Source organism: Paenibacillus sp. 1781tsa1, assembly GCF_024159265.1.
GTDB lineage: Bacteria > Bacillota > Bacilli > Paenibacillales > Paenibacillaceae > Paenibacillus.
This window is the reverse complement of the sequence record NZ_JAMYWY010000001.1, coordinates 5668985-5693056: the sequence shown is the minus strand read 5'-3', so window position 1 is coordinate 5693056 and position 24072 is coordinate 5668985. Positions and strand designations below refer to the sequence as shown.

Annotated in this window: 17 protein-coding genes; 14 read left to right on the top strand and 3 right to left on the bottom strand. The window is 48.1% G+C overall.

The window, feature by feature from the left end; translation table 11 throughout:
• Positions 1–46 precede the first annotated feature (46 nt).
• The 4 genes from NKT06_RS25565 to dnaI all read left to right on the top strand — a co-directional run bounded on the left by NKT06_RS25565 (position 47) and on the right by dnaI (position 8537).
• Positions 47–1366 carry a glycoside hydrolase family 125 protein gene (locus NKT06_RS25565; protein ID WP_253440611.1) on the top strand — a complete coding sequence of 440 codons (1320 nt, stop codon included), beginning with the start codon at positions 47–49 and terminating at the stop codon, positions 1364–1366.
• Positions 1363–4542 (top strand): beta-galactosidase, encoded by a 3180-nt coding sequence (locus tag NKT06_RS25560; RefSeq protein ID WP_253440608.1) that lies wholly within the window; start codon positions 1363–1365, stop codon positions 4540–4542. Before NKT06_RS25565 ends, NKT06_RS25560 begins: the two co-directional genes overlap by 4 nt.
• Positions 4539–7334 (top strand): alpha-mannosidase, encoded by a 2796-nt coding sequence (locus NKT06_RS25555; protein WP_253440606.1) that lies wholly within the window; start codon positions 4539–4541, stop codon positions 7332–7334. Before NKT06_RS25560 ends, NKT06_RS25555 begins: the two co-directional genes overlap by 4 nt.
• Positions 7335–7586: 252 nt before the next feature.
• Positions 7587–8537, top strand: coding sequence for a primosomal protein DnaI (dnaI, locus tag NKT06_RS25550; RefSeq protein ID WP_253440604.1), 951 nt, complete (start codon positions 7587–7589; stop codon positions 8535–8537).
• A 125-nt stretch (positions 8538–8662) separates the two neighbouring features.
• Here the strand turns inward: dnaI and NKT06_RS25545 are convergent, their stop codons facing one another.
• Positions 8663–8818: a hypothetical protein gene (locus tag NKT06_RS25545; protein ID WP_017692450.1), complete on the bottom strand. Its 156-nt coding sequence runs from the start codon at positions 8816–8818 to the stop codon at positions 8663–8665.
• 265 nt (positions 8819–9083) lie between these two features.
• Between NKT06_RS25545 and trxA the strand changes: the two genes are divergently transcribed.
• Together trxA and uvrC are read left to right on the top strand one after the other, a co-directional pair.
• Complete coding sequence (gene trxA, locus NKT06_RS25540; RefSeq protein WP_036605788.1) at positions 9084–9401, top strand: thioredoxin; 318 nt, start codon at positions 9084–9086, stop codon at positions 9399–9401.
• 510 nt (positions 9402–9911) lie between these two features.
• Positions 9912–11999, top strand: coding sequence for an excinuclease ABC subunit UvrC (uvrC, locus tag NKT06_RS25535; protein ID WP_253440602.1), 2088 nt, complete (start codon positions 9912–9914; stop codon positions 11997–11999).
• On the opposite strand, the gene NKT06_RS25530 is transcribed toward uvrC, so the two are convergent.
• Positions 11968–13665 (bottom strand): CPBP family intramembrane glutamic endopeptidase, encoded by a 1698-nt coding sequence (locus NKT06_RS25530; RefSeq protein ID WP_253440601.1) that lies wholly within the window; start codon positions 13663–13665, stop codon positions 11968–11970. The two genes, uvrC and NKT06_RS25530, sit on opposite strands and share 32 nt — an antisense overlap.
• Before the next feature lie 444 nt (positions 13666–14109).
• Between NKT06_RS25530 and NKT06_RS25525 the strand changes: the two genes are divergently transcribed.
• On the top strand, positions 14110–15429 hold the full coding sequence (locus NKT06_RS25525; protein ID WP_301290456.1) for a TrkH family potassium uptake protein: 1320 nt from the start codon (positions 14110–14112) through the stop codon (positions 15427–15429).
• 49 nt (positions 15430–15478) lie between these two features.
• On the top strand, positions 15479–16150 hold the full coding sequence (locus NKT06_RS25520; protein WP_091020848.1) for a potassium channel family protein: 672 nt from the start codon (positions 15479–15481) through the stop codon (positions 16148–16150).
• A gap of 59 nt (positions 16151–16209) precedes the next feature.
• On the opposite strand, the gene NKT06_RS25515 is transcribed toward NKT06_RS25520, so the two are convergent.
• Complete coding sequence (locus NKT06_RS25515; protein WP_253440599.1) at positions 16210–17133, bottom strand: LysR family transcriptional regulator; 924 nt, start codon at positions 17131–17133, stop codon at positions 16210–16212.
• A 295-nt stretch (positions 17134–17428) separates the two neighbouring features.
• On the opposite strand from NKT06_RS25515, the gene NKT06_RS25510 reads away from it, so the two are divergent.
• From NKT06_RS25510 to NKT06_RS25485, 6 genes are all read left to right on the top strand, one after another.
• A complete protein-coding gene (locus NKT06_RS25510) occupies positions 17429–18097 on the top strand; it encodes a succinate dehydrogenase cytochrome b558 subunit (RefSeq protein WP_253440598.1) in 669 nt (222 codons plus the stop codon).
• 43 nt (positions 18098–18140) lie between these two features.
• A complete protein-coding gene (gene sdhA, locus NKT06_RS25505) occupies positions 18141–19883 on the top strand; it encodes a succinate dehydrogenase flavoprotein subunit (RefSeq protein ID WP_253440597.1) in 1743 nt (580 codons plus the stop codon).
• Positions 19884–20302: 419 nt separating this feature from the next.
• A complete protein-coding gene (sdhB, locus tag NKT06_RS25500; RefSeq protein WP_253440596.1) occupies positions 20303–21067 on the top strand; it encodes a succinate dehydrogenase iron-sulfur subunit in 765 nt (254 codons plus the stop codon).
• Positions 21068–21242: 175 nt separating this feature from the next.
• Positions 21243–22217: a metallophosphoesterase gene (locus tag NKT06_RS25495; RefSeq protein WP_253440594.1), complete on the top strand. Its 975-nt coding sequence runs from the start codon at positions 21243–21245 to the stop codon at positions 22215–22217.
• Between the two features lie 57 nt (positions 22218–22274).
• Complete coding sequence (locus tag NKT06_RS25490) at positions 22275–23006, top strand: metallophosphoesterase family protein (protein ID WP_253440592.1); 732 nt, start codon at positions 22275–22277, stop codon at positions 23004–23006.
• Between the two features lie 167 nt (positions 23007–23173).
• Entirely contained in the window at positions 23174–23806 is a 633-nt protein-coding gene (locus NKT06_RS25485; RefSeq protein WP_253440590.1) for a GNAT family N-acetyltransferase, read from the top strand.
• The last annotated feature ends 266 nt before the right edge of the window (positions 23807–24072 follow it).

The window sequence follows — 24072 nt, the reverse complement described above, 5'->3', positions numbered from 1 at the left end:
CTGTATAGCTACACCATTCAATTTGTTTAAGGAGTTGCACTCATCCATGGAACAGTTCAGATTACCCAAAATACCCATGCCGCCTGTTGCTTTGCCACAATCCATTCAGGCCGTGCTCGAAGAAGCAGAACAGAAACTGGCTCACAGGCCGAAGCTGCTACAACTATTCAAAAACTGTTTCCCCAATACTATCGAAACAACAACCAAGTTGATGGAGGACGGTACCACTTTTGTCATCACAGGAGATATTCCGGCTTCCTGGCTGCGTGATTCGGTGGAGCAGGTCATACACTACATTCCGTTTGCAAAAGAAGACGAGGACCTGCAACGCATCATTGGCGGGCTGATCAAACGTCATATCCAGTACGTTCACATTGATCCGTATGCCAATGCCTTCAATGAGACGGCCAATGACTGGCACTGGAACACCACGGACGAAACCGACATGTCACCTTGGGTGTGGGAACGCAAATTCGAGATCGATTCATTATGTTTTGTTGTGCGGCTCGCCTATTTATATTGGAAGGAAACCGAGCTGACCGACATTTTTGATTCCAGTTTCAAGGCAGCGATGCGTAAAATCGTGGATCTGTTCAAAGTCGAACAGCATCACATGGAACAATCTCCATATCGCTTCACTCGCAATAACGGCATCCCGACAGACTCCCTGCGCAATCACGGAAAAGGTATGCCGGTCAACTACACGGGTATGATCTGGTCCGGTTTCCGTTCCAGTGATGATGCGTGTGATTTTCACTACAACATTTCAGGCAACATGTTCGCGGTTGTCGCTCTGCGTCAGATGCAGGAGTTTGCCGAGTGGGTGTTCAGGGATATGGATCTTTTGCAGGAACTGAAGGATTTGGAGCAGGACGTGGATCACGGCATTCAGCTGTATGGAATTTATCGTCATCCGGAATTTGGACCGATCTATGCGTACGAGACGGACGGTTATGGCAACTACTGTCTCATGGACGATGCCGGTACACCGGGACTCATGTCCATCCCCTATCTGGGCTACGTCACGGCGGATGATCCAATCTATCAGAATACGCGCCGCTTTGCTCTGAGCAAAGAGAATCCATTCTACTATGAGGGCAAGGTTGCCAAAGGAATCGGTAGCCCGCACACCCCGCCGAATTATATCTGGCATATGGGATTGTCCATGCAAGGACTGACTGCGCAGTCTGCCGAGGAGAAACTGGAGATTATTCGCATGCTCGAAGCGACAGATGCAGATACCGGGTATATGCATGAAGGCTTCCACGCCGATGATCCAACGATTTTTACACGAAAATGGTTTGCATGGTCCAACAGTCTGTTCTCCCAGTTGGTCTATACATCCATGAAGGATGGCCTGTTATGAGTATCCAACCTAAGGATCAAAAGCTGATTATCTTCGCTGACCCTGCGTTTCCAGTGAATGGTGCTTTTCCAACGGAGCTGGCTCTGACTACATGGGAAGCAGTCGAAGAGATTACTGTTGTAAACGCTGAAGAACTTGCAGAGGTGTTGAAAGCAACAGCAGGTGAAGGTTGTCTGGTGAATCTGCATGCACCCTATTTCCCCAAGTCCGCCTGGACGGAGATTACAGCTTACTTGCATCAGGGCGGAAGCTTGATCAGTGTGGGGGGCGCACCCTTTAAACGTCCAGTTCGATATGAGAATGGCGCATGGGTCATCGAGTCCGAACAGACCGCTTATCATCAGGAACTCTACATTCATGAGGCGTTGAACGTATCTGCTGCCAATGTGCAATCGTTAACTTCATCTGAACAGATCCCGCTTCTGGCCGGCAAAGAAGGACTTTTCGAGATTTCAGATACATGGAATCTGGTTCCGCATACGACCAAAAACAGTGATTTGCCGCACCAGATGGGTTCAGCAGGCACGATGAGTACACAGATTCACTCTTTGCTTCGCGGGATCAACAAAGATGATCGGAGCATTGCTGCTCCAATCGTCCTATGGGAGAATTCCCGCGGGACTTTCGTTGGTTCGCGCTGGATGTTTGTACATCTGCCGTTGAGCCCTTCATTCTGGGAGCAGAATGGCGCTGACGAGATGGTGAAGTGGGCACAATTCTGTGCACAAGGTGTAACCGAACTTTCCTTGAAGACGAATTATGCTTCGTATGAGCCAGATGAGCGGGCAGTACTCACACTTCAAGGTCAGATTTTACAGCGAGCAGGCAACAGATGTACAGCCTCTGAGCTGTGGACGTTTGACATAACGGTCGAGCATGAAGATCGTACTAGCGGCATGACGGAAAAGGTATGGAACCATCGACTGGAGATGGAACTTTCCGGTGAGCAGCGTTTTGAACGCATACTTCTTCCGGTTTCCATTGAAAGTGGGCTGTACCGGATCGTATGCCGCGCGCAGGCACCTGACGTGGAAGTTCGAATCTTGCGTCAAGGCTTCTGGGGACAAGATACCGCATTGCTGGCAGAAGGGGAAGTGATTAGCCGCAGCAGGGACTATTTTGTAAAAGACGGACGTCCTCTCCCTGTTGTGGGCATGACCTACATGACCTCGGATGTGGCACGGAAATTTCTGTTTCTGCCGAACGCGGATGTCTGGGACCGAGACATGGCACAGATGGCGAAAGCCGGTATTAACTGGATTCGAACCGGAATCTGGACCGCTTATCGCAATATGATGCAGGTGGACGGTCACATGGCGGAGGACGTGCTGCGTGCCATTGATGCATTTATTCTAACGGCGAAACGCCACGGCTTACAGGTTACGTTCACCTTCTTCTCCTTTACACCGGAGACATGGGAAGGGACGAATCCTTATTTGGACCCCCAGAGCGTCGAAGCACAGAAACGTTTCATCCGCAGCATCGTCAGTCGTCACACGCATACAACGCATGTGGACTGGGATCTGATTAATGAGCCATCGATGTTTGATCCGGTGCGCATCTTCTCGGCTGGCCCACGCTCGGCGAGGGATACGTATGAACAGAAAGCCTTTGTCGAGTGGCTTCAGCAGCGACATGAGACGATAGAAACGTTGCAGGAGGCATGGAACATGTCACCGAAGCAGCTTCCCAACTTTGCAGCCGCGGTCATCCCTGAGCCGGAAGAGATTAATTTTGATGTACAGGATATGCACAAGGCCAAGAAAGGAACGCGCTGGCTCGACTATTGTCTCTTCTCCATGGAGATGCATAATGTTTGGGCAAAAGAGCTTGTAGGTACGATCAAGGATCTGGTACCGAATCATCTGGTCACCGTGGGACAGGACGAAGCCCTTGGTGCACAGCGTCCTTCGCCGTTCTTCTATGAACGTGAAGTGGATTATACAACGGTGCATTCCTGGTGGTTAAACGATGATCTGATCTGGGACGGCATTTTCGCCAAAACGCCTCATAAGCCAAATCTCATTCAGGAGACGGGCATCATGTATGTGGAAACCCCGGACGGACGAGCCAAACGCACAGAGGAAGAACTTCGCGGCATTCTCGAACGCAAGTACGCCTATGCTTTCTCGACAGGCGGCGCAGGAGCAGTGCAATGGATCTGGAACACCAACTTCTATATGGATAATGCCAATGAGTCTCATATCGGAGCGCTGCGTGCAGATGGTACGGAGAAGCCGGAGGCAGATGTGTCTTATGATTTTGGCCGATTCATGCATGGCATTCGTGATCTCTTTGAAGACCGCGAGCTGGAGGATATTGCAGTGGTGTTCCCGTATTCCAATGATTTCTCCAACCGTGCCCTGGCCTATGATGCCACAACAAAGCTGACCCGTGTAATGTCCTATGATCTGAAACTGCCATTCCGTGCGTTATCCGAATATCATCTGGAAGCGTTGGAGCAGCAGCCTCCGAAGCTGATTATCGTGCCGAGTCCGCATAATATGGACAGCGACGCACTGCATCAATTGCTCACGTTCGCAGAGAAGGAAGGCACGAGCCTGCTTATTACTGGACCACTGGGGCTGGATGCGTACTGGAAGGTAAGTGACCGGGCAGATCATATCGTAGGCAAACGCAGTCTGGGTAACGTGCAGCGGGAAGAGCTGCTGAATATTAATGGCGTGAATCACCGGGTGACCTATGGACGACGTCGGATCGCCGAGGTGGCGAAGGAGACGTTGCTTCATGGGGATAAGGGTACACCAGATGAAGTAACCGTTTTGCCTTTGGGTAAAGGGAAATTAATCTGGACTCCACTGCCGGTGGAGTTAAACGGACGGGATGAGCCACTTGCTGCATTGTATCGTTATGCGACTGAAATTTCGGGCATCGAACAGGAGTTGGAATGGATATCTGGCGGAGATATCGCAGGGATTTACGGACGGAAGCTGAGTTTTCCAAAAGGCAATCTGTATGTATTTGTATCGGAGTTTGCCTTAAACCATGAAGTTCATGTGAGAGATCAATGTACAGGTGTGTCGTACAAGTTCCAATTGGAGAAAAATCGTTCGGTGTTATTTGCGACAGATGCTTCTGGAAAGCTGAATGCCATATATCGCCGGGATGAGGTTGAGATTATACAACAAGAGGAAAGAGGTGGCGTAACACGATGACCAAACAGACAAACAAGTCGAAAAGAGCACATATTATTTCGCATACCCACTGGGATCGGGAATGGTACTTGCCGTATGAGAAGCACCATATGCGTCTCATTCAGCTCGTGGATTCACTATTGGATCAGCTGGATGAGGGATCAGACTATAAAAGCTTTTATTTGGATGGACAAACGATTATCATCGATGACTATCTTCAGGTTCGCCCTGAGCAGAAGGAACGACTGGAGAAACATATCCGCAATGGGCGGATTGTGATTGGACCATGGTACATTTTGCAGGATGCTTTTCTGACGAGTGGAGAAGCCAATGTGCGCAACATGCAGGTTGGACATAAGGACGCCAAGCGTTACGGTACCCCTTCGAAAATTGGTTATTTTCCCGATACATTCGGATTGGTCGGACAGACTCCGCAGTTGATGCAGCAATCGGGCATTGATAATGTGTTTTTTGGCCGTGGTGTGAAGCCCACAGGCTTCAATAATACGGTATCGGATGCCGGATATGAATCAAGCTTCTCGGAGCTGATGTGGGAAGGGCCAGACGGATCGAAAGTGCTCGGCGTATTGTTTGCCAACTGGTATTCCAACGGGAATGAAGTTCCAGTAGATGAGGCTTCAGCCCGCAAGTTCTGGGAAACCAAGCTTGCTGACGCAGAGAAATATGCATCCACCAATGAGCTGTTGTACATGAATGGATGTGATCACCAGCCGATTCAGCGAGACCTGCCGGAAGCGATCCGTATGGCTGAGCAATTATATCCCGATATCGAGTTCATTCACTCGAACTTTCCAGATTATCTGACTGCCCTGAGAGCATCGGCTGAACATGAGTTGTCCACGGTCAAAGGAGAACTGCGCAGCCAGCGTACCGATGGCTGGGGGACCCTGGTGAACACTGCCTCGGCTCGTGTGTATCTGAAACAGATGAACCAGCTGGGCCAGACCATGCTGGAAAAGGTGGCTGAACCCTTGGCATCCTATGCCTATCTGCTTGGGCATGCCTATCCACATGATCAGCTCACATATGCCTGGAAAACGCTCATGCAGAATCACCCCCATGACAGCATCTGTGGATGCAGTGTGGATGAGGTGCATCGCGAGATGGTAACACGATTTGATAAGAGCCGCCATGTGGCAGAAGCATTAATTGAGGACAGCACCAACCAGATTGCCACAGCCGTAGATACCTCCATATTTGAGCGTTACGGTGAGGGTGCTAGGCCTGTTGTGGTGTTTAATACAACAGGGTGGGAACGAAGCGGTGTAGTTCAGATGGAACTGGATGCGGCTCGGTTGTATTTCCGGGATGGATATACATTGGAAGAGATGGCGGCACAGATGAAAGCCGTTGAACTGTCAGATCGCATACTTGTAGATGAAGATGGTAACCACATTCCATGTACGGTGGAGGATCTGGGTCTGCAATTTGGCTATGATCTGCCAGATGATCGCTTCCGTCAGCCGTATAGCTGTCGGCGTGTACGTATTCGTTTTGAAACAGAAAATGTAGCTGCATTTGGACTAAAAACCTATGCATTGGTCAACTTTGTGGATCATTCAAAGAGTGGCTCTCCATCGAAAATAAATACCTTGTTGCGTGGTGAACGTGGCATGGAGAATCAATATTTGATCGTCACGATTGCAGACAACGGTTCATTCACAATCACGGATAAACGAACAGGTCGGACTTATAAGGACCTTGGGGTGTACGAAAATGTGGGTGATATCGGTAATGAATACATGTTCAAGCAGCCAGAGAACGAAGTGGCTCAAACAACTGAAGCACTTCAGGCTGAGATTCGAATCCTTGAGGATACATCATATTTGGCCTCGTTCGAAGTGATTCATCATTGGGAAATACCGGAGTCGGCGGATGAGATGTTGGATCAGGAACAGCGAGAACTGATTTATTATCCACATCGCAAAGCTCAGCGTTCAACTAAAATGATTCCACTTCAGATCCGTACTGTTATATCGCTTAGTCGTAGTGGAAAAGGAGTGCAAATGGAGACAACCTTCAACAATCAGGCGAAGGATCATCGGGTGCGCGCCCTTTTCCCAACCGATCTTGTATCTGCTGTTCATCATGTGGATTCCATGTTCGAAATTGCAACACGTGATAACACACCTGCACCGGAGTGGCAAAATCCAAGCAATACACAGCATCAACAGAGTTTTGTGGATGTGAGTGAAGAAGCGTCGGGATTGGTCGTGGCCAATCTGGGTCTGAATGAATATGAAGTCCTTCAGGATGGACGCAATACCATCGCGGTTACGCTGCTTCGTGCTGTGGGCGAACTTGGAGACTGGGGCTTGTTCCCGACACCAGAAGCACAATGCCTTGGTGAACATACATTTCAGATCGAGATCATTCCCCACGATGGAAATGGTGCAGCGTCAGGTGCATATATTGAGGCCTATCAGTTCCAAGTTCCTTGGACGCTGGCACAAACCGAAGTACACCCAGGTTATCTGACACCTAGTAACACACCGTTTGCATGGCAAGGGGACGGCTTGGCGTTTTCCTCCCTCAAGGTAAATGAGGATTCCGGCGATGTCATGCTTCGCTGGTTCAATATGACCACTGACTCTGCCACGTTGAATCTTGCTTCATCACAAGCGAATCCGCAGCCATTCGAAACGGCATACAAGAGCAACATACTGGAGGAAGAGGGTGAGATGCTTCATGCCCGCAGCATAGAAGAGGCATCGACATTATCATTTGCCAGTAAGGAATGGAACATACAGACAGGTTCATGCGAGATCATCACTGTCGGCTTGCGCCGCTAATTGAGGTTGAAAAACAGATTTTTGGACATGCACTAAAAGGTGCAGGACTGCAAGTATGCTCTAAACTAGGCATTACGTACGGTGGCGGAAGGGTTACGCTATTTACCAGATGTATCTGTTGAGTTATTGGTTGTTTTTCTATAGAATGAACAGTAGAATTGCAAATGATCGAAAGTTCCTATGCCATCAAGATGGCCATGGGTACACTTCAATTGTTCATTCTATATTGAAACATTAAGGGGGCTTGAAGCCATGGAATCCTTGGGAGGACTGCTTCAGCAGCTGAACCCTGCCTTTCGTGAGCAATCGCGGCGGATTGCGGCGGAATTGATGGAAAATCCGTACGTACGCGAATTCCGCGCAGGTCATCCTGAACTGCAAGATGCACAGCTCATGACCGATCTGAGCAAGCTGTTTCAGTACGCCAAAGACTCTAAGAACTGTGCGAATTGTCCGGGACTCGACAACTGTCCTAACGATTTTCAGGGCCACTTTTGCAAACTGGAAGTAGAACATTTTAACGGTAAACCCGAAATCATAGATATAAAAGCACCTTGTTCCAAACATGTCGCCCGGCAAAATGAACATATCATTAAGCAACGCATTCGCAGTTTCTATGTGGATGAGCGTGCGCTCAGTGCTGGATATAACGACGTGGAGATCATGGGCAAGGATCGGATGCGTGCTCCGGCAGTGAATCAGGTGCTTCGTTATATTAGGGAGACCAAGGAGAACGGATTATCTCCGCAAGGACTATTCCTGGAAGGGACATTCGGGACAGGCAAGACGTTTCTGATGTGTTATCTGTTGCACGAATTGGCGGTTGCAGGCCACACGGGTGTCATTATCTATATGCCTGACTTTGTGGAGGATCTGAAATCCATGATCAGTGAAGGGCAGAAGCTAAAGGAAATGACGGATGTTCTGAAAAGTTGTGATCTACTCATCTTTGATGATATCGGGGCAGAGAATCTGAATCCTTGGGTTCGGGATCATGTGATGGGGTCCATTCTGAACTATCGGATGAATCGCAAACCAACGTTCTATACGTCCAATTACAATCTGGATGGGCTTGAAAAACATCTTAGCTTCACCAATCGGGACGGCGAGGAAATGAATAAAGGCCAGCGTCTCATGGACCGGATTCGTCCATTCGTGGATGTCATCTCCGTTCGGGGTGAGAATCAGCGTGGCAAACGTTAACCGGTAATTCTTTTGGTCTGATCGGCAAAATGTACTTTTTACATTATAAGTAGTCCCAAAAAAAGCCTGGCTTTCGCATTGTCGCGAAAACCGGGCTTTTCTGGTCCTGCGTGAGCCTGAGCAACCTATTCGGTGAGGAATTTGAAGATGACCATACCGAAAAAGATCACTGTCATCAGGCCAGCCATGCCGGCAACACCCGCGATCAGATCAAACAGATCGTTGCGGGGTTCCTCGTTCACATGTTCACGCGGGTCGCTGATCCGCACATTTGCATCCATGTTATTGCCTCCTTATGGGGAATGACAGCTTGGCCTGAAGCGGCTGCAAACCCGGAGTAATTTTAGTATACTTGGAAAAGAAAGCGTTTGTAAAGATTTTGCAGTGGGTATGCCACATCCTGTAATTGTGAAGATTTCATGTTGGGAAGATGAACATTGCAGCGTTCAATTCACAAGTTTAATGTACCTGTGTTATACTGGAAGTGTCGTTCACGACGTTACAGGTTAAAATAAAACCGTAAGTATATATAAGGAGGACAATTTCATGGCTATTGTTAACGTATCCGATCAATCCTTCAACGCTGAAGTAGAAGGCGAAGGAACGGTTCTTGTTGATTTCTGGGCGCCTTGGTGTGGTCCTTGTAAAATGCTCGCTCCAATCCTGGAAGAGCTGTCCACAGAAGTTGGCGATGCAGTGAAAATTGCTAAAGTTAACGTGGATGAAAACCCGGAATCTGCTTCCCGCTTTGGCGTAATGAGCATTCCAACTTTGATCTTCTTCAAAGATGGTCAACCGGTAGATAAAGTGGTTGGTCTGAACTCGAAAGATGCACTCAAAGGAATTATTGAAAAACACCAATAAGTTACAGGCTTTCACATACGCCTCCGGTTTACATACCGGGGGCGTTTTGTGTCGAATACCTTTATATAGGACAATATAAAGTAAAAATATTTTTTACACTTGAATGTAGAGTACAGAACCGATCTGGAGAAGCGAAGTGCTCGCGTTGATCCCGGATTCATCTCTGATATATAGTTGGAACTAATTATTTACACAGTAACGTAGAGGACAGAAAAAACCTGAAAAAGCGAAGCGTTCCCCTAAAAGCTTTCTGAAAGAAAGCTGCATCGGAAGCATACGCTATCAACAGATTTTTCCCTTGAGAAAAGGGAATGAAAAAAATTCTGGGGATAACAGGGATTGGAAGGTTGTTCTGTCATCGTAGTGCCAGTGTGAAATTATCTTTAGTTTCTTCTTAAAAAAGTGAATCAGAGACAATCTGATAACGGATTGGAAGACGGTACTGTAATCGGAATGGCTTAGTGTAACCTCATATTTATACTTTTTTCGGGAAGGAGGATTCACTGCATTATGGATCAATTCATGAATGATTTGCAGGATCAGGAGAAGGCATTGGAGCAGATTCGCCATAAGCTCGCTTTGCTGCCAGATATGTCTGGATGTTACCTGATGAAGAACAGTGAAGGCACGATTATCTATGTCGGTAAGGCCAAAGTGCTGAAGAACCGTGTACGCTCTTATTTTATCGGCAGTCATAACGGAAAGACCCAGCGTCTGGTGTCCGAAATCCGTGATTTCGAATATATCGTGACGGGCAGCAACATGGAAGCACTCATTCTGGAGTGTAACCTGATCAAGAAACATATGCCGCGTTATAACGTGTTGCTTAAGGATGACAAGACTTTTCCGTATCTTAAAATTACAAATGAAAAGCACCCCCGTCTGGAAGTAACCCGGCGTGTGCTGAAAGATAAAGCCAAATACTTCGGACCTTATCCGAACTCGTATGCGGCACACCAAACGAAAAAATTGCTCGATCGTATGTATCCACTGCGCAAATGTGGTGTAATGCCCAAAGAAGTGTGCCTGTACTATCACATGGGACAATGTCTTGCCCCTTGTGTGAAGGAAGTGGAGAAGGAGCAGTACGACCAGATTTCACAAGAGATTGGTTCATTTCTGAGCGGTGGTCACGAAGAGATCAAGAAGGACTTGCAGCGTAAGATGCAGGAGGCCGCGGAGGATCTTTATTTTGAACGTGCCAAGGAACTGCGCGACCAGGTAATTGCCATCGATGCGATGATGGAAAAACAGAAGATTACGATGGCCGATGCCAGAGACCGTGATGTATTTGGTTTTGCCATTGATAAAGGCTGGATGTGCGTCCAGATCCTATACATGCGTCAGGGTAAAATGATTGAACGTCACGTATCCACCTTCCCGTTTTACGGTGAGGCGTATAGTGACTTCATGTCCTACGTTACGCAATATTACAGTGATAATCCGGCATTGCCACAAGAAATTTTGTTGCCGGAAATGCCCAAAGATATGTCAACTGGTGATGACAGTACAGATATGGTACCTGACGCTGATGGATCGGTGCCCGCCGCAGTTACGGTAGAGTTCGAACAAACGCAACAAGTGGAGCAAAGTACCGCTAACCAGCCACTGGTTGCTGAGACCCGTGCACCTTATGGAAGTTCCGCTGAGTCAGAAGGTGAACAGCCTGACAGTATGCAAGAGGATGTTCCCACAATGGATACAACTGCTTCAACTGAAAAGCTCCCAGCAGGTCTGGAAGACCCCACTCAGGTTGCTGCTGCTTTACAGGAGTGGTTGGAGATCAAAGTGCTTATCCCGCAACGTGGATTGAAACGCCAGATGATCACCATGGCTGTGGATAATGCACGTGTAGCACTGGAAGAGAAGTTCCGCCTGATTGAGCGAAATGAAGAACGGACATCCAAGGCTGCTGAAGGACTGGGACGTTTTATTGGACTGGATCAGCTTCACCGTATTGAAGCGTTTGATAACTCGAACATCCAGGGTACAAACCCGGTATCCGCCATGATCGTATTTACGGATGGTAAACCGGATAAGAAGGAATATCGGAAATACAAGGTCCGTTCGGTTGAAGGACCGGATGATTATGAAACCATGAGAGAAGTCATCCGTCGCCGTTACGAGCGGGTATTAAAAGAAAACCTGACCCAGCCTGACCTGATTGTGGTCGATGGTGGTAAAGGACAGATCTCGGCTGCGGTCGATATTTTGGAAAATGAGCTGGGGCTGTTTATCCCGGTATGCGGACTGGTGAAGGATGCGAAGCATAAGACTTCACAGTTGATGATCGGTAATCCACCGGAAGTCATCTCCCTGCCAAGGGATAGTCAGGAATTCTACCTGTTGCAGCGGATACAGGAAGAGGTCCACCGTTTTGCGATCTCGTTCCACCGGGAACAGCGTGGCAAATCGATGGTGACATCACGTTTAGATGCCATTCCGGGGATCGGAGAGAAGCGGCGTAAACTGCTGTTGAAGCATTTTGGCTCTTTGCGCAAAATAAAAGAGGCCAGCGTCGAAGACTTCCGGCCTCTATCTATTGGTGACAAGCTGGCAAATCAGATTATTGCAGCACTTCGGGATGAGGAGTCGTAACATACGGCTTCTCTTTTTGTTTTGGATTGAATTTGTAGATCACATATCCAACGATGGCCGGGAGTACAATCCAGAAGAGTCCGGCAGCCATATTCAGGGCGTCTCCCATAAAGACCAGGCTGAGTCCCATCAGTAAGCTGTCGAAGATCACATGGGCGAATACAACGGCAATGAAGCCGTGACGCAGCATGATCAGACTGAACAGCAATCCAATGACCATCAGCTCAATGGGCCGGGTGATGACCGGGTAGATCGGATATAAAGTATGTCCAAGTGCCCAAATGATCGTTGGGATCAGACAGGCAATAAACGTGTTACGCACAATTTTTTGCATCATACGAATGCCGAACAGTCGATAGACGGCTTCTTCACCAATACCGGCCATCCAGGCCATGATCGGAAAGAGCCAGGCATAAGTCATATTAAATGTAGATTGATCTGCTGACGTCGTTGACCATGTGCCGATGCTTCGCTCCAGAATGAAGAACAGGATGGATTGAACACCCAGCAGAATGAATGCCCACAGGTAACCGGCAAACATACTTTGAAGTACATATTTTCCGTATCCCGGTTCGGTGGCACGAGGCCAAGGATTAAGACCTATTTTACGCCACATGCCGTCACCGGCAACGAGGGACAGATAGATGGTTGCACTCATGACCAGCGTAATACCTGTCTGCAATAACATCAGGAACGCTAACATGAAGCTGGAGAGCCCTTGTGCCTGAAAGAGTGGAATCATGTTCAGCGTACCAATAACCGAAGCTGCGAAATACACCAGCGAGAGAATGATCCCGCGTTTGAAAGACGTATGTGCTCGGGTCAGAATGCTATAGATGATTGCCAGCACGCCCAGAACAAAGGTCAGGAATGCATAACCGCCATAAGTCATCCAGTTGGCTTGGCGCGTTTGAGCTTTTACATAGTCGGTATGGGATTCAGGGACCGAGAAGCCAGGATCGAATGATCGTACGGCACCATCTTCAAACGTAAAATTCAGTTCAAGCTTGGAGTCTCCGATGGCTTTTGCAGGATCTGTATACTTCAGTCCCGCTTCACCATCGCGAGTATCCAGTTGAAGTGTGGGCACTTCATAACCGAATTCGGTCAGAACGCCAGCCGCCAACCGTTCTTTCTCGTCCAGTGACATATTGCCTTCGGCAAGTACTTGTGATGTGGTCACTTTCCCGGTGCTCTGCTCCGCCTCAATGGCGGTGTAGAGGGAAGAAGGCAGTTCCCGTTTGAAGCCGACCACTTTTCCTGTTTTCATATGTACGTCAACATGAAGATAACCGCCCTTGTCCTGATCAGGCAAACGAACGCGGTATACATCGTAAGGATAGCTTGTTTCCCATTTCTGGTTATAGGTATCAAGTTGTTTGGTTTTGGCCATATACCCGTAGATATCGGAATGTGTCTGGTAGGTTACCAGGGGTTTCTCGCCATCATTTGGCAAAGTATAGTCATCCACAGAAGCTGCGAATGATCGTGCAGATTGTGTCGCCTGCTCCTTGCTTATGAAGGACGTGGACGAAATTTCTGTTGTTTGCGATGAGGTAGCAGGAAAGATCTGAAATACAAAAAATAGAATCAGGCCAATCGCCGCAAGCAACCCCAGACGCTTGAAGTTAGCCTTGAGTAGCAGAGGCTGCCCTAAGGGATTCATGTAATGGTGTTCCTCCTTCATTAATATGGATATTAAAGTTAACATAGCACAGGCCAAGCACCGAATGCCAATGATGTAACGAAAACTGGTGTAAATCCTTGAAAATGAATGAAAAGGACCGAAAGAATCTGATCCATCCGTCGCCATATCTGAGTTTTTCCCTTTTTGGCTGAATTCGATGCTATTTACACAAAAAACGTTTTGTCTGTAAACGTCGCAGCGCTTATAATTTTGAAGCAAATGTGCAATGATTCGCATGTCTTTCGCCCAACAAGGGAACGAATAGAATATATTCCAACTTCATTATATATGTCGTTCTGATCTGGATCATACATGTTTAACGTTTGGTAACAGCATTTCATATGAAGAAGGCTCCACGGGTGTGGAGTTATTTTCATTGTAGAAGAGGTGGAAGATACTCAAGTGAAACTGAATGTTCAATGGATGCGATTATCGCCACCCCGTATTCTTGTCTTAGGGTTTGCTGGCATCATATTGGTAGGCACACTGCTCTTGATGCTTCCGGCATCCAGCAGTAGCGGCGACAGTCTTGCGTTTATTGATGCGCTCTTTACAGCAACTTCGGCTGTTTGTGTTACTGGTCTGGTTGTGGTGGATACAGGCACTCATTTCTCGGTGCTGGGTCAGGTTGTCATTGCGATTCTGATTCAGATTGGCGGACTGGGCTTCATGACGATGTCTACATTGGTTGCCATTGCGTTCAAACGGCGGATTTCGCTTAGAGAACGGTTGATTCTGCAGGAAGCGATGAATCAGAGCACGATGGAGGGCATTGTCCGGCTAATTCGAAAAGTTGTGATCTACTCGCTTATTATCGAAGGCATATGCGGCACATTGTTTGCAATTCGCTGGTCATTTGACATGCCGGTCGGACAGGCCATCTATTATGGATATTGGCATGCCATCTCTATGTTCAACAATGCCGGATTTGATATGTTCGGGGATTTTCGCAGTTTGACTGGGTTTGTATATGACCCGCTGGTGAATTTTACAGCGATGTTCCTGATTGTCTCTGGCGGTATCGGTTTTGTAGTGCTGTCAGACCTGGTGGATTACCGCAAAACGCGAAAGCTGTCCCTGCACTCCAAAGTTGTCCTGTTAATGACTGGATTGTTAATTGTGTTTGGTGCACTTGTCATTTTCGTATTCGAATTCAGCAATCCTCGGACACTGGGTGGCCTGAACTGGGGTGGCAAAATTCTCGGTTCATTCTTCCAGTCCGTTACGCCGAGAACCGCAGGAGCCAATACGGTAGATATTGCGGGGCTCAGACAGGCAACGCAGTTCTTTATGATCATCCTGATGTTCATTGGGGCATCACCGGGCTCTACCGGAGGCGGGATCAAAACAACGACATTTATGATTATGGCTGGTGCCGTCATCGCGATGATGCGTGGACGTGAAGATATCGTGTTTTTCCGCTATCGTCTCGTACAGGAACGGATTTTCAAGGCGCTTACCATTACATTACTGGCGCTCTTGTTCATCATAGCCGTAACAATGGCGCTGAGTACCACAGAAGAAGCCAGTTTTATGATGATTTTATTTGAGACAACATCGGCCTTTGGCACCGTGGGATTATCGCTCGGACTGACGCTGAAGCTGACCACCATCGGGAAGCTCTTGATCTGTTTTACCATGTTTGCAGGAAGGCTTGGTCCCATTACATTAGCGTATGCACTTGGGCAGAAAAAGGGTAAAGAGTTATACAGGTATCCGGAAGGCAAAATGATTATTGGATAAAATTTAGTGAGTTATGAATTTGATTTGGATAAGGGGTTCGTGAAGAACAATGAAAACTCAGCAGTTTGCGGTGATTGGGCTTGGGCGTTTTGGCTCCAGTCTAGCACAGGAATTAATGGAACTCGGCTACGAGGTGCTCGGAATCGATAAAAATGAAGAAGTCGTCGAAGACATGAGTGAATTGGTTACCCATGCCGTTGTAGCCGATGCCACAGATGAGGAAGTGTTGCGCTCTCTGGGTATTCGCAATTTTGATTGTGGTATCGTAGCCATCGGGGATGATATTCAGACGAGTATTCTCACCGCGATCCTGTTAAAAGAGCTGGGCGTCAAGACGGTCGTAGCCAAGGCCATCTCCGTTCTTCACGGAAGAGCACTGGATAAGCTGGGGATTGATCGTGTTGTTTATCCTGAGCGGGATATGGGCATTCGGGTTGCCCACCAGCTGGTTACCCCGAACTTGCTGGATTACATTGAATTATCCAATGATTACAGTATTGTTGAGATGAAGGTTCCCGCCTGTCTGCACAACAAAACATTATCGACCCTGAATGCACGCGTACGCTTTGGTTGCAGTATTGTGGCGTTACAGAAAGAAGCCGGGGTCATTATTGCTCCGACAGCACTAGACTCGCTTCAGATGGGGGATATCATGGTCATTATTGGTAATAATGCAGATATCGACCGATTTGAAGAAGAGGTTATTAGCCAGGAGAGCTGATAATCATCATGAGTTAAAATGGAAGCCAGGCGTTGGAGCCTGGCTTATTCAGATCAAAGCTAAGGCGTCGTAGTCCTCCGTGAGGGCAATGGCGCCTTTGCTGTAAAGAGTGCAACCGTCTCCTTGACCCATTGTCTGGAGGTCTCGCTGAGGTCCTCCTTTTCCCCATAGATCATGCAGGTTGTTCTTCGGGTCTGCTGTAATTGTGGCAAATGAACAGAAACAAGATCATTGTCCGCGAGCAATTGTGGACGAAGATATGACTTGGGCAATAGCGCAGCGGCTTTGGCGGAAGGCAGAAGTCGGATGATCGCTTCGAAGGAATCAATCTCCATACGAATATCCGGCATTACGGCACAGCGCTGGAAGAGGTCGTCCGTTAATTTGCGATACCAGGTACCTTTGGAGAACGTGATCATCGGCAGATCCTGCAGATGCTCCATCCCGGCTTCCTTACCGGACAAGGGATGTGTGAGCGGCACAACCAGTTCCAGGTGATCGTCAAAGAGCGGCACACAGTTAAGTCCCACTTCACTGATGGAAGAGGCGACAATGCCCACATCGGCTTTTTTGTCACGCACAAACGAGACAATCTCATGTGTTTTTCCCGTCAACAGTTTCAGTTCGGCATTTGGATGTTTCTCCATAAAGGCATTGACGAGAGGTGGCAACGTGGTTTGAAGCGTCGTCAGACTGGCTCCGAGTGTAATGGTGCTCTGTTCTTCGTCTTTATACTGGGCGAGCATGGTGAGAAATTTCTGCTGCTGCTGTTTCTGCTCTACCGCGAAGGTATAGGCGAACTGGCCCACACTGGTTAACTCCAGTCGTTTGCCGCGGCGGTGAAAGAGGGCAACCCCGAGTTCATCCTCCAATTTGGAAATTTTGCGTGAGAGTGCGGGTTGAGACAAGTTCAGTAACTTGGATGCACGGTTCAGGCTGGACTGCTCCACAACCGCTGCAAATGCATTTAACTCCTCGAACATGAACGATGACCTCTTTTCCATGAGTGTGATTCTTGCCCTTGAATAATCGGTTTGCATGTTGTATGGCCTGTAAACCCAATGTTTCACTGCTTATACCTATAGGTTATAACATTTAATAATTATATTGCAATTCCCTTATAAGAAAAAAAGGAGTAACATGAACCGTGACACAAGTTGTTCACACCTGGGGAAAACGGAACAATTTGTCGAACCTTTTCATGGAAAAGGATTCGTGTCATGATAAGTAAAATTATTTATGAAAACGTTGTATTTAGCGAAAGGGGATCGACATTTTATGAAAGGGTTTTACTCCAGAAAGCTGCACTCCTTGCTTGGCGTCATTCCGCTCAGTTTGTTTTTTGTTGAGCATTTGGTGACGAACTTCTCGGCAGTTGAAGGCGGCAAAGAAGCTTTTGACGGTGCTGTTGCATTCTTGAACAGTCTGCCACTGGTTATTGTTTTGGAAACGCTCCTTATCTGGTTACCGTTGTTCTATCACGGTGTATACGGTCTGTATATTGCATATCAGGCCAAACCTAACGTGGGACGTTTTGGCAATGAGCGCAACTGGCGTTATACGTTACAGCGGGTCAGTGGTGTCATTACGTTTGTATTCGTTATCTGGCATGTATGGGAGACGCGGGTACAGGTTGCGCTGGGTACAGTCACCCACGAACAACTGGGCGGTGTTATTCACGATATCGTGATGAATCCGGTAACATTTATTCTATATCTGATCAGTGTAGTTGCGGCATCCTATCACTTTGCCAACGGTCTGTGGTCGTTTCTTGTTAGCTGGGGGATTACCGTGGGTCCGCGTGCGCAGCGTGTGTCCTCTTATGTATGCATGAGCTTGTTCGGTATTATCTCCATTATGTTTATTGCTTCCTTGTTCGCTTTCCGGAGCATGGATTTCCAAGCAGTAACTTCGATGGTTGACGTAGTAAAAACAGTTCTAATCTAAGCATTTAGTGATTGAATGCTGACTTATAAGGGAGTGAACATCAATGGCATCAACGAATGTAATTATTGTGGGCGGCGGTCTCGCGGGCTTGATGGCGGCGATCAAATCGGCTGAAGCCGGAGTCCATGTTCATTTATTTTCACTGGTTCCTGTTAAACGATCCCACTCTGTATGCGCACAAGGCGGCATTAACGGAGCGGTGAATACCAAGGGTGAGGGTGACTCCCCATGGGTACACTTTGACGATACGGTATACGGCGGTGACTTCCTTGCGAACCAACCTCCGGTTAAAGCGATGTGCGAAGCAGCACCTGGCATCATTCACTTGATGGACCGTATGGGCGTAATGTTCAACCGGACACCGGAAGGTTTGCTTGATTTCCGTCGTTTCGGAGGAACGAAGCATCACCGTACGGCATTTGCTGGAGCAACAACAGGACAACAATTGCTCTATGCATTAGACGAGCAGGTACGTCGCTGGGAAGCAGCGGGTCTGGTTACGAAATATGAGAACTGGGAGTTCCTGCAGGCGGTTTTGGATGATGAAGGCGTATGTCGCGGGATCGTGGCTCAGGATCTGAAAACGATGAAGGTACAGACCTTCCCGGCAGAAGCAGTTATTCTGGCGAGTGGTGGTCCCGGAATCATCTTCGGTAAAACGACGAACTCGGTCATTAACACAGGTACAGCGGCAAGTGCGGTGTATCAACAAGGTGTAAATTACGCAAACGGGGAGTTCATTCAGATTCACCCAACAGCCATTCCAGGGGATGACAAGCTGCGTCTCATGTCTGAATCCGCGCGTGGTGAAGGTGGACGGATCTGGACGTACAAAGACGGCAAGCCTTGGTACTTCCTCGAAGAAAAATATCCTTCCTACGGAAACTTGGTTCCGCGTGATATTGCAACACGTGAGATCTTCAGCGTCTGCGTGGATATGGGGCTGGGCGTGAACGGCGAGAACATGGTTTATCTCGATTTGTCTCATAAAGATCCGAAGGAACTGGACGTTAAACTGGGCGGAATCATTGAGATCTATGAGAAGTTCATGGGCGATGACCCGCGTAAAATCCCAATGAAAATCTTCCCGGCAGTCCATTATTCCATGGGCGGCATGTGGGTAGATTACAACCAAATGACCAACATTCCGGGGCTGTTCGCAGCTGGTGAATGTGAATATCAATACCATGGTGCAAACCGTCTGGGTGCTAACTCATTGGTATCCGCGATCTATGGTGGTATGGTGGCTGGACCAAAGGCGGCTGAATATATCAAAGGACTCAAAAAATCGTCCGCAGATATCCCTTCTTCCGTATTTGAGAAACACACCAAACAACAAAGCGATAAATACGAAGGCATCATGAAAATGCAAGGTACAGAAAATGCCTATGTTATTCATAAAGAGCTTGGAGAGTGGATGACAGCCAACATGACGGTTGTGCGCTACAACGACAAGCTTGAAGCCACGATTGGCAAGATCAAGGAATTGAAAGAGCGTTATGGCAAAATCAACATGTATGATAGCTCCGGTTGGAACAATCCGGGTGCAGCGTTTACCCGTCAATTGTGGAACATGATTGAACTGGCAGAAGCAATGACTCTCGGCGCTCTGCTCCGTAACGAAAGCCGCGGTGCGCATTACAAACCGGAATTCACAGAACGTAATGATGAAGAGTTCCTGAAAACGACCATTGCAAGCTGGTCGAAGGAAGGCCCGAAAATCTCGTACGAGCCAGTAGATGTATCCCTGATCCCACCACGTATCCGGGATTACTCCAAGGATTAAGAAGCACCACACTATTCATGCAATGAATAGTTAAACACCTGAACGGAGAGGCAGGAGAACTTTGGAGAAGCAAAGCTTCTTCAAAGTTACTGCCATCAACGTGAGGGAAATGCCCAGAAGAAGCAAGTGCCTAGCGAAGCTTCAGAACTTGAATACTGCTCATCCAGCATGAATGGAGTGCAGTTTCCAGCAAAGTGACCCTGCGTGCACGACGTAGCGGAGGAAGCGGAAATGCCCAGAAGAAGCGAAGCGCTCGCCTTTATCACCGGATTTTAACCCTAGAAAGGGTTGATCAAAAAAATCCGGGGATAACAGCGATCAGAGGGGCATTCCGCTGACGGAGCGCCACCCGTGCACCAAAAGAGTAACTTTGCGCATCAGCAACACCAATCATCGTCACCAGAGGAGGGGACTACGATATGGCGGAACAAGCTACAGCCAACAAAACCGTCAAGTTTATCATCACCCGTCAGGACAGCCCGGAGTCATCTTCGTACAACGAAGAATTTGAGCTTCCGTACCGTCCCAACATGAATGTGATCAGCGCCCTGATGGAGATTCAGCGGAACCCGGTCAATACAGATGGCAAATCCATTGCTCCTGTATGCTGGGATTCCAACTGTCTCGAAGAAGTCTGTGGTGCCTGCTCCATGGTTATCAACGGCAAGCCACGTCAAGCATGTGCAGCCTTGATCGACAAGCTCGAACAGCCCGTTCGTATTGAACCGATGAAGACCTTCCCGGTGGTTCGTGACCTGGTCATCGACCGTAGCCGGATGTTTAGCGCTCTGAAACGCGTAAAAGCATGGATTCCAATCGATGGTACCTATGACCTCGGTCCAGGTCCACGGATGCCTGAGAAGAAGCGTCAGTGGGCATACGAGCTGTCCAAATGCATGACATGTGGTGTATGCCTTGAGGCATGCCCGAACGTCAATGAGAAAACAGACTTTATCGGTCCAGCAGCACTGTCCCAAGTGCGCCTGTTCAATGCTCACCCAACAGGGGAGATGAACGCCGACGAACGTCTGGAAGCGTTGATGGAAGACGGAGGCATTGAGGGCTGTGGTAACTCACAGAACTGCGTGCAATCCTGTCCGAAAGGCATTCCATTGACAACCTCCATTGCCGAAATGAACAAACAAACAACCAAGCATATGTTCAAACGCTGGTTGGGTGTATAATCTCGTCATAACATGTGCAGAAGTGTAATCTGCAACATAGTAGAAGTCGTGATTCCGTGCAGCAACATGCCGGAGATCCCGGCTTCTTTTTGTGATGAAGCAGAGGAACCGGGCTACCCATGCAGAATATGATATACTAAGGGGATGGATATGGAGCGTAGAAGGAGGGGGAGATATGGCAGAGACACCGCGTCAGGGTAGCAAAAACTCGCCGTCCCAGCGCTCGTACAAGGTAACAGGTTCAGAAGAGTCTGTGTTTCCTGGAGAGGAAAAGGACCATGATCCCTCTCGCCGAAGTTTCTTATTGCGCATGATTTTGATGACGGCGGGTGCGAGCTTGCTCACCGGAGGTTATGCCTGGCTTTGGGAGCCGCGTCGTCTGGAAATCAAGCAAGTGGAGCTGGAACTTCCGAAGTTCCCAAAGGCGTTTGACGGATTACGTGTAGTTCAGTTCAGCGATGCCCATCTTGGTTTTCATACCGGGGTGAAGGAACTGAAGAAGTTGTCAGCAACGATTGAGGAGCAGCAACCGGACTTGATTTGTTTTACCGGAGACATCGTCGAGAGGGAAGCAGAGCCGATGCGTGAATGTATTCCGGTACTCGCCTCCATGCAAGCGAAGTATGGCAAATTTGCGGTTTTGGGGAATCATGATTATCGGGGCGGACAGCAGAATGAAGTGGCAACCATGTTCCGTGAAGCTGGATTCACTTTGTTACAGAACGAACATGTAGTGATTGAACAAGGGGGCGAACGTCTGGCCATCGCTGGTTTGGATGACGCACTTACAGGCAGGCCTGATCCTGCCCAAGCCATCAAGGGATTAGATCAAGATGTATGGAAATTGCTGCTTATGCATGAACCGGATTATGCCGATATTGCCACACCCTATGGTTTCGGATTGCAGCTTTCCGGTCATAGCCATGGTGGGCAGGTACGTTTTCCCTGGATCGGGGCACTGACAACTCCGCGAGGTTCACACAAGTATGTTCAAGGGTTGTATTACACGAATGTCCAGGGGGTATATTACACCACCCAGACACAGATGCCCGTGTATGTGAATCGTGGTTTTGGCATGACTCAACTGCCCATTCGTTTTCTGTGCAGACCCGAATTAACAGTTTTTGAGCTCAAAGGATCAACCACATAAAAGAATATAAGATGAACGTAAAACATAAAGGATTTAACATGAATGGAGGTTATCCAGATGGAACGAATTGCGATTGTATCCGACATTCATGGCAACATGACTGCCTGGGAAGCGGTGCTGGAAGATATCAGAAGTCGCGGCGTAGAGCGAATCTTTTGTCTTGGTGACCTCGTGGGCAAGGGACCAGAACCAGTACAGGTTGTGGATCAGGTGAGAGCGACGTGCGAACTTGTCATCCGCGGTAACTGGGATGAACTGGTTGCGGTTAACCAGGACAACGAGAACTTTACGTGGCAAGCAGAACGGTTGGGTGAGGAACGATTGGCGTATTTGGCGAGCCTACCCTTCAGTTATCAGTTTCAACTGAGCGGTCGCACCATCCGTCTGGTCCATGCTTCACCTCAAAGTGTGTACCATCGTGTGCAGCCGTGGGACGCGATGGAAAAGAGGTTGGCAATGTTTGATTCTCCGACTGATGAGCCTGAGCAAGGTGTTGCAGATGTTGTAGGTTACGGGGATGTGCATAACGCATATTTGCAGTATATGAATGGAAAATTACTGTTTAATGCAGGTAGTGTCGGCAATCCGCTCGATCTTCCCCAGGCTTCCTACTGTATTCTGGAGGGTGAAGATAGGAACGATATCAATACCCCGTTCAATGTTCAATTTGTGCGGGTACCTTATGATATTGAGCGAGAAGTACAGATTGCGCAGTCCGCGAATGTTCCTGCATTGGATTTCTATATCCGTGAGATTCGTACGGGCATCTACCGCGGGTTGCAGGAGTAGTCAGCATTTGGGCTCTTTAGCGTTAGGAATTGAATGATGCATGATGTTAATACTACAATGCGAATACTAAAGTTCGTGGATCAGTTTATATGATATTACGCCGGATCACCTTCAGAGCATGCTTGTCTTACCGGACTCAAGCCCGTTAGGCAAAAGGAGCGATAGTCATGCTTACCCGAAAAATGCTGGTTCAAGGTCTGCCGGCTTTGTGGACAGAGCGTCTTGTCCTGCGATCATTACGTCAAAGTGATTACAGCACATTATCGGAACTCTTTTCCGATCCTCAAGTCATACGATATGTGAATAGGGGAAGCCAGCCCACGCCGATCAGGGCGAGACGGTTATTGAACCAGATACGGAGCAGCAGTGCCAAGCTGGATTCGTTACATTATGGGATCTGCTGGAGAGGCAAGGAACAGGTCATTGGGATTACCTCATTCCAGCACTGGAATGATCAGAATGGTACCGCACAGATTGGTTACATCCTGAACAGGTCCTGTTGGGGCACAGGTGTGGCTACCGAAGCGGTACAGCGGCTGCTGCAGTTTGGATTTGATGATCTGCATCTGTGGAGGGTGGAGGCACGTTGTTATGAGGCCAATGTTCCGTCACAACGGGTGCTAAGCAAAATAGGGATGACTTACGAGCGGAGTCTCCCCTCGTTCGGACTGCATGATGAGGATGACGAAGGATCAGAATCCCTGATGGATGTCAAAGTGTATAGCATGTATCGGGAACAATACGTACGCCCGCTTCAGGAGAAAGACTTGCACACACTGGTATCTGACAAGCCGCAATAACATAGAGTAAGAGTAGTAAAACATGAATGAATCGAACTTCAATCATTTGTTACACAAATGAAATATAGCTGCAATTGAACTCTAACAGACAGGGGGTAAACTTATCTCATGACCCCCTTTTTGATAATAGATAATGCTGTTGGGACCCGCGCGAGCGGGTTCATTTTTTTTGTCCATATAAGTTAACTGTGGAGTATTTACACTGGCCACTCCGATGACAGAATAACCTTCCGATTGCTGTTATCCCCAGATTTTTTGACTCCCTT